The 6,797-nt window shown below is 72.8% G+C and carries 7 protein-coding genes, 1 tRNA gene and 1 pseudogene; 4 read left to right on the top strand and 5 right to left on the bottom strand.

The window, feature by feature from the left end; translation table 11 throughout:
• Nucleotides 1-74: 74 nt before the first annotated feature.
• The gene (locus tag ABZ027_RS42795; RefSeq protein ID WP_356778469.1) at nt 75-1,223 is read left to right on the top strand and encodes an amidase domain-containing protein; all 1,149 of its coding nucleotides are present in this window, start codon (nt 75-77) and stop codon (nt 1,221-1,223) included.
• Nucleotides 1,224-1,308: 85 nt separating this feature from the next.
• Here ABZ027_RS42795 and ABZ027_RS42790 read toward each other — a convergent pair whose 3' ends face one another.
• Both ABZ027_RS42790 and ABZ027_RS42785 read right to left on the bottom strand, forming a co-directional pair.
• Nucleotides 1,309-2,694: a hypothetical protein gene (locus tag ABZ027_RS42790; protein ID WP_356778467.1), complete on the bottom strand. Its 1,386-nt coding sequence runs from the start codon at nt 2,692-2,694 to the stop codon at nt 1,309-1,311.
• Nucleotides 2,695-2,768: 74 nt separating this feature from the next.
• Complete coding sequence (locus ABZ027_RS42785; protein WP_356778465.1) at nt 2,769-3,539, bottom strand: DUF4097 family beta strand repeat-containing protein; 771 nt, start codon at nt 3,537-3,539, stop codon at nt 2,769-2,771.
• 225 nt (nt 3,540-3,764) lie between these two features.
• On the opposite strand from ABZ027_RS42785, the gene ABZ027_RS42780 reads away from it, so the two are divergent.
• Nucleotides 3,765-3,836 (top strand) — tRNA-Val (locus ABZ027_RS42780).
• 45 nt (nt 3,837-3,881) lie between these two features.
• Here the strand turns inward: ABZ027_RS42780 and ABZ027_RS42775 are convergent.
• Both ABZ027_RS42775 and ABZ027_RS42770 read right to left on the bottom strand, forming a co-directional pair.
• On the bottom strand, nt 3,882-4,235 hold the full coding sequence (locus ABZ027_RS42775) for a hypothetical protein (RefSeq protein ID WP_356778463.1): 354 nt from the start codon (nt 4,233-4,235) through the stop codon (nt 3,882-3,884).
• A 92-nt stretch (nt 4,236-4,327) separates the two neighbouring features.
• A complete protein-coding gene (locus ABZ027_RS42770; protein WP_356778461.1) occupies nt 4,328-5,311 on the bottom strand; it encodes a 2-dehydropantoate 2-reductase in 984 nt (327 codons plus the stop codon).
• Between the two features lie 110 nt (nt 5,312-5,421).
• On the opposite strand from ABZ027_RS42770, the gene ABZ027_RS42765 reads away from it, so the two are divergent.
• Entirely contained in the window at nt 5,422-5,652 is a 231-nt protein-coding gene (locus ABZ027_RS42765) for a DUF2277 domain-containing protein (protein WP_356778459.1), read from the top strand.
• 121 nt (nt 5,653-5,773) lie between these two features.
• Here the strand turns inward: ABZ027_RS42765 and ABZ027_RS42760 are convergent, their stop codons facing one another.
• Nucleotides 5,774-6,400, bottom strand: a complete 627-nt coding sequence (locus ABZ027_RS42760; protein ID WP_356778457.1) for a VTT domain-containing protein — start codon at nt 6,398-6,400, stop codon at nt 5,774-5,776.
• A 167-nt stretch (nt 6,401-6,567) separates the two neighbouring features.
• Between ABZ027_RS42760 and ABZ027_RS42755 the strand changes: the two are divergent.
• Nucleotides 6,568-6,797: pseudogene (locus tag ABZ027_RS42755) on the top strand (hypothetical protein); the annotation flags it as partial.

The raw sequence follows: 6,797 nt of genomic DNA, 5'->3' as shown, positions 1-6,797 counted from the left end.
GACTGGATCCCGCGCAGGCCCCCGACTGGTCGACGGTCGTGCACTGAATCACCCCCGCGTCAAGGAGACACCCAGTGAGATCGAGCAAGTCCGGTACGAGCAGGACCCGTCGCGCCACCGTGATCGCGTCGGCCCTCTCCGCCACCCTGCTTCCCGTGGGAGCCGCTCACGCGGACGGCTCCCCGTCCCCCGTCGTGACCGCGGCGACCACCGACACGTTCGGCCGCGTCGCGGACGCCCTGCTCACCGAGCGCACGGCAGCCCTCCTCCAAGGGACCCCGGCCGCTCGTACGACCCTGAAGGCCACCTCCGGCGTCCAGCTCGCCGCCGCGCAGGCCACGACCGAGAAGACCGCCCTGACCTCGCTGCAGGGCACCCGCTCCCGCCTCGCCGCGCTCGGTGAGGCCTACACCGACGCGGACACCAAGGTCACCGTCGACAGCACCCGCCTGAGCGGCGACACGGTTACCGTCCAGGTGACCGAGGCCACCACGCTGACGTACGCGAAGATACGCGGCGACGAACCCGCCACCACCGGCTTCACCGCGCACCACGAACTCACCTTCGCGGCCCGCCCGGACGGCACCTGGCAGCTCACCGGCGAACGGCTCACCGACCGCGGCCCCCGCCCCGTCAACCAGCCCGCCCCGGCCACCAACTCGGGCCTGGTCCGCACGATGGCCGTCATCGACGCGCCCAAGTCGGCCATCACCTACCCCGCTCCGGCCAAGCCCAAGAACCTCGCCACCACGACCCCGTACAACTACCAGGCGATGGCGACGTACGCCGAGAAGTACTGGAAGGACTACAACTCCGCCTACCGCCGCTACAACAGCTCCGGCGGCGACTGCACCAACTTCCTCAGCCAGTCCCTGTTCGCCGGTGGCTGGAAGCAGGTCACCAGTTCCACTGAGGACTACGGCACCTGGTTCTCCAAGACGAGCGAGTCCGACACCTGGATCGGCGTCAACGAGTGGTCCTGGTTCACGCAGACCGCCCAGCGGACGACCGCGCTGCCGAACGCCTACCAGATGGACCTCGGTGACGTGCTGCAGATGGACTTCGACAAGGACGGGTCGAAGGACCACTCCATGATGACCACGTTCCGCAGCTCCAGCGGTGTCCCGTACCTGACGTACCACGACACCGACACCTACCGCCGGTCGCTGTCGAGCCTGATCGCGTCGTACCCGAACTCGGCGTACTACGGGTACCGCAGCTAGGCGCTCCGCTGGGGGTGCGGATTTTCGTCTGCGGCGCCGTGGGGGGTGGTTGCGCAGTTCCCCGCGCCCCTGGGGGTTCCCGCCCCTAGGGGGCCGCGGAACCGCGGTCCTCGCGGATCTGGGCGACCACCCTGGCCACTGACTGGCGTACCGCCTCTGTCTCCGTCAGGAAGTGCCAGTAGTCGGGGTGGCGGCCCTCGAGGCCGGCGATCGCTCGGTCCAGGCGGCTCACGGAGTCGTCGAGGGGCCGGGCGTGTCGGGGTTCGGGGGTCGTCCGGCCGGTCATCGCCAGCCGTTGGGCGTCCCGGATCGCGAAGCGGGTCCGGTCGATCTCCTGCTGGGGGTCCTTCTGTACGGCGTTGAGCCGCTCCAGCCGGTCGCGCGCCGCCGACACGGACTCGTCGGTCGTGTTCAGCAGCGCGCGCACGGTCGACAGCAGGGCGGTGGCGTCCGGCCAGCGCTGTTCGTCACGGGCGGCGCGGGCCTCCCGCAGTTTCCGCTCGGCCTGCGCCACGTTCTGCGCGGCCTGCTCCGGAACGTGCTGGAGGTCCTGCCAGCAGGCCGCGGTGAAACGCCGCCGCAGCTCGCTGAGGACCGGCTCGACCTGCCCGGCGCGGGTGGTGAGGGCCTGGGCGCGGGTGCGCAGCGAGACCAGCCGGTGGTCGATCTCGGCGGCCCGCTCGGGCAGCCGCTCGGCCTCCACCCGGACCGCCTCGGCCTCCCGCGCCACCCGTTCGGCGCGCTCCAGGGTCTCCGGCACGCCGTGCTGTCCGGCGCCCTGGTTGAGTTTGGTCAGCTCGGGGGCGAGGGCGGCGAGCCGTGCCGCGAGATCGTCCGCCGTCAGCCCCGACCCGCGTACGCCGTCGAGGGCGTTCGACGCGGCGAGCAGTCCCTGCCGGGCCCGTTCGACCGCCGGGGCGAGCCGGGCCAGCTGCGTCTCCGCCTTGCCGAGCAGCGGACCGAGGCTGTCGCCGAAACGGTCCAGATCCCGCTTGACGCCGGTCAGGCCGTCCTTGGCCTTGGTGAGCTCGGTCCGCGCGTGGGCCGCGACCGACGCCTCCAGGTCGTCCCGGTCCAGGTCGTGGGCGTCCACGGCCTCGATGTAACGCCCGCTGGCCTCGTCGATGCGCCGGCCCAGCGCGTCGAAGTCCGAGACCGCGCGCCGGGCGGCCGGGGAGTCGTCGACCGCCATGATCGTCTCGATGGAGATCCGCAGGTCGCGCTGGGCGGTGTCCAGCTCGTAGAACGCGGCCGCCGCGGCGTCCTTCGCCGCCTGCGCGTCGGCCCGCTGGCTCTCCGCGCGCCCGCCGAACCAGCGCCGGGTACCTCCGCCGGCGAAGGCGACGGGCAGCGCGAGTGCGGCCACCAGGGGCAGGCCGACCAGGGTGAGGGTGTCACGGAGCGCGAGCCGCACGGGATGGTGTGCGCCCGGCACCAACGGCGAGTCCGACTGCGGTGGTGTCGCCGTCACATCCCTCTCCCGTGCTGTCATCCGTCCTGCCCAGTGTCATTCTCCCACCGGTTAAGGACGAACACACGGGCCGGTCAGTTCACGGTTCGGACCGTGATTTTGCCGTCGCCGGTCTGCGCGGACACCCGGTGGGAGCTGGAGTCGCTGCGCGGCACGGACACGTCCTCGCCGCCGTCGCCGGTCCGGGTCGTGACGCGGTACGTGGCGCGGGGCAGTTCCAGCGTGACGGAACCGTCTCCGGAGCGGGACTCCACCAGATCCGGTACCGAGCCGAGCGCGAGGTGCACCGAACCGTCGCTGGTCCGGGTGCTGACCTTCCGCGAGGAGACCTCGGCGCGGATCGACCCGTCGCCGGTACGCAGCTCCAGCGGGCCGGAGGTGTCGGTGACGCGCACCGAGCCGTCTCCGGTACGGATGCTCAGCGCGTCCTTGAAGCCCCGGGCCCGGACGCTGCCGTCGCCGTCCTGCACCCTCACGGCGATTCCGCGCGGCACCTCGATGCGGTGGCGGGCGGCGCAGTCGGCGACCACGCCGGTGCACTTCATCCGCAGCTTCAGCCGGTCCTCCCGCATGGACCAGGTGACCTCGGGATCCTTGCCGACGGCGACCCTGCCCTTGAACCAGCGGGTCACCTCGACCTTGCCCGAAGGGTTGCCGTCGGCGGCGACGATCTCCAGTGCCGAGTCGTCGGAGTCGATGGTGAGCGTGCGTCCCTGCAGCGCGAAGGACCGGTGCTCGGGGTCCTTGTCGTCCCCGGCGGAGGCACCGCAGGCGGCGGTCCCCGCGACGAGGAGCGTGACGAGACCGGCGGCGGCGACGGTTCGGGCGGCGACGGAACGGGCCATGACTGATTCCCCCTGGGACGGCTGACGAAGGCTCGGCAGGCGCTCCGCGCGCCCGCTCCGGTCCGCTCTTCGTCCTTCGACCGTACGGATCCGTGACCTGCCGCGGGATCCAGCGCACTCCCGCATTTCCACGGGGGTTAACCCCCGTACGCGGCCGTCGCCGTCCGGCGCCGATACGGGTTTGCGGGACAGCGCCCCGAGCAGGGTAGGCTGTCGACTCGTCTCGGGTGCGTAGCTCAGGGGTAGAGCGCCTGCCTTACAAGCAGGATGTCGGCGGTTCGAAACCGTCCGCGCCCACACCAGGAGAAGACCCCGGCCGATCGCGGCCGGGGTCTTCTTGGTTCAGGCCCGTTCCTCCTCGGAGGCCACCGGCGCCTCGTGCGCGTGCTTCAGCCTCGTACGGGCGTCCACGCGCTCCGCCGCGGCGACCTCCGCCCAGAAGCGGTGGCAGGTGACGAAGACCGCGAGTTCGTGCTCGCGCTGCCGGAGCTTCTCCACCTCGGCCTGTTCGTCGGCCGTCCAGCCGGGGGAGGCGGGGCGCTCCACCTTGCGCCAGCCGCCCGCGTCACTGAAGCCGTCCAGCGGCTCGACCGACCAGGGCAGCCGTTTCAGCAGGGCCGACAGCTCGGCCCGGACCTGATGCAGCTCCTCCTGACCGGCGAGGAGGTCACTCGGAAAGTCATAGGTCGTAGCCACGGCACAATGCTACGCCTGTTCGATTTTGGGTGGCGAGTGGCTTCGGGTGGTTCTTGTGAGAGAGAAAGGAACCCGAAGGCCTCGGTCGCCCCCTAGTGGCCGGCGTGCCTCAACTCCTCGACCACACGTTCCGTGACCGGCGCCGGCACCCCGTGCCGCTCCGCCGCGCGCAGCAACGACCCGCCGATCGCGTCGAGTTCGAGCGGACGGTCCGCCTCGGCGTCCCGCTGCATCGACGACTTCATGGCGGGCGGGAAGGCGTCGTAGCGGGCCAGCGCCTGCGCCGGGTCCGCGGGGCCGCCGCAGGCGGAACTGATCGCGGCGGTCTCCTCCACCAGGGCGGTCAGCTCCTCGCGGTGGCGGGTGCGGATCTCGCCGAGGGGGAGCCCGTAACGGGTCGTCAACAGGGCGAACGGCGCCAGGAACGACATCTTCGCCCACAGGGCCGCCGTCTCGTCGGCCAGGACCCGGGTGACCGGACCGGCGGCGGTGAGCGCCTCGGCCAGGGCGTCGAGACGCTCGCGGGGCACCCCGTCGCCCGCCAGGTCCACCTCGGCGAACGGGCTGGTGTGCTCGATCACTCCAGGGGCCACCCGGGTCGACTCGACCCGGATGACGGCCGGGGCGACGCGGCCCGGGCGGTAGCGGGCGCGCAGGGTCGCCGGATGTTCGACGCCGTTCAGGAGCGGTATGAGCAGGCCGTCGCCGAGTGCCGCGAGCGGGACGCGGTCGAGGGCGGCGTCCAGCGAGGTGTGCTTGACCGCGACGACGCACACGTCGACCGGTTCGCGGAGGGTGGTGTCGGCCTCCACCCGGGCCGTGAAGTCGCCGTACCGCGCGCTGCGGACCTGGATTCCGGCCGAACGCAGCGTGCCGGCGGTCTCCGGACCGGCCAGGCAGATCACGCGGTGACCGGCCCTGGCCAGGAGCCCGGCGAGCAGGCCACCGGTGCCGCCGGGGCCCAGGACGGCGACGGTGAGTGCCCGAGCGGCGTCGGTCCCGGTACCGCTCGTCGTATCGCCGGCCTGGTCGCTGGTCGTCTCGCCAGGGGTGTCGCTCGCGCTGTGGTGCGCCATGGTGGGGTCCTCTCGTCGGTCGGCCCCTTCGTGGTGGCCGCCTCGGGGGTGATCATCGCAGGGGCGGGGTTTCGCGGACAGATGTCGGTCGGAGGGGCGAGACTGGAGGCATGTGCCGCAGCATCAAGACACTCCGTCCGCCCGTCCTGCCCGAGGAGGCGACGGAGGAGGACATTCGGGCCGCTGCCCTGCAGTACGTGCGGAAGGTGTCCGGCTTCCGGGCCCCGGCCGCGCACAACCAGGAGGTGTTCGACCGGGCCGTCGACGTGATCGCCGAGGCCACGGCCGAGTTGCTGGCCGGGCTTGAGGTACGGGGAGCTGCCACTCGGCGGGCGGGGTGACGCGGGGCGATCCCGGGTGCGCTGGGCTCGATCCGGTTCCGGTTCGGTGGGCCGGATCCGGGACGCCGCCGACCTCAAGCGCGACCTGCCCCCGGCCCGCCGCGCGCCGCACCGCCGCGCGCTACGGCACCTCCACCGTCGCCGGCCGCCGTCGCATCACATACGCGGCACCCGCTCCCGCGCCGAACAGCGCGAGGACGGACACGCCCGTCGCCAGCCAGGTCGTGCCCAGCCAGTGGGCGCCGAAGTAGCCGAGGGCGACGCTGTAGGCGGCCCAGGAGAAACCGGCCAGCGCGGACCAGGGGAGGAAGTCGCGGGCGCGACGGTGGGCGGCGCCGGCGCCCAGGGAGACGACCGAGCGGCCGGCCGGGGCGAAGCGGGCGAGGACGACCAGGGCGCCGCCACCGCGGGCCAGGGCCGTGCCGAGACGTTCCTGCGCGCTGCTGAGCCGACGCGAGCGGGCGATCGCGCGGTCGAGACGTTCACCGCCGCGCCAGGCCAGGCGGTACGCCACCAGGTCGCCCAGTACGGACGCGGTGGTCGCGCAGAGGACCAGCGCCAGGATGTCGGGCGCCTCGTGCGGCACCGCGCCGGTCGCCGCGCCGGAGCCCGCGGCCGCCGCGGTGGCGGCCGTGATGACCAGGACGCCGCTCGGCAGGATCGGCAGGAACACGTCCAAAAGGACCGACGACGCGACCATGGCGTAGATCCATGGACTGCCGATCAAGGCCCCCACACTCTCGAACACCGCGACTCCCCGTGATCCCCCGTGGTCGGCCGTGCTGCGGCGCCGCGGGTGTCGCGGGGGTGCGGCAGGGGCGGCCATAACAGCCATACAGCGTACGCCTGGGGTGTGACGGCCCCTTCACCGGGGCCACGGGTGATCGGCACAGCGTGTTCACCGGCTGCCGTCCCGTGGGAGCAGGCCCGGGAAGGAGTTCCGAAGCCGCGCGGCACAACTGCGCCCCGTGCGGCCCCAACGGCGCCGCGCGGCGCGCGACACAACGGCGCCCGTCCCACGCGGGTCGCGCGGGACGGGCGCCGTGGTACGCGGCGTTCCGGATCGTGCAGGAGGCGCTGACCAACGTCTCCAAGCACGCCGCGACGGAGACCGCGCACGTGCGGCTGGCCTACGCCGACTCCCG

The organism is Streptomyces sp. NPDC006332, from assembly GCF_040612855.1.
GTDB lineage: Bacteria > Actinomycetota > Actinomycetes > Streptomycetales > Streptomycetaceae > Streptomyces.
This window is presented reverse-complemented; position numbering and strand designations above follow the sequence as displayed.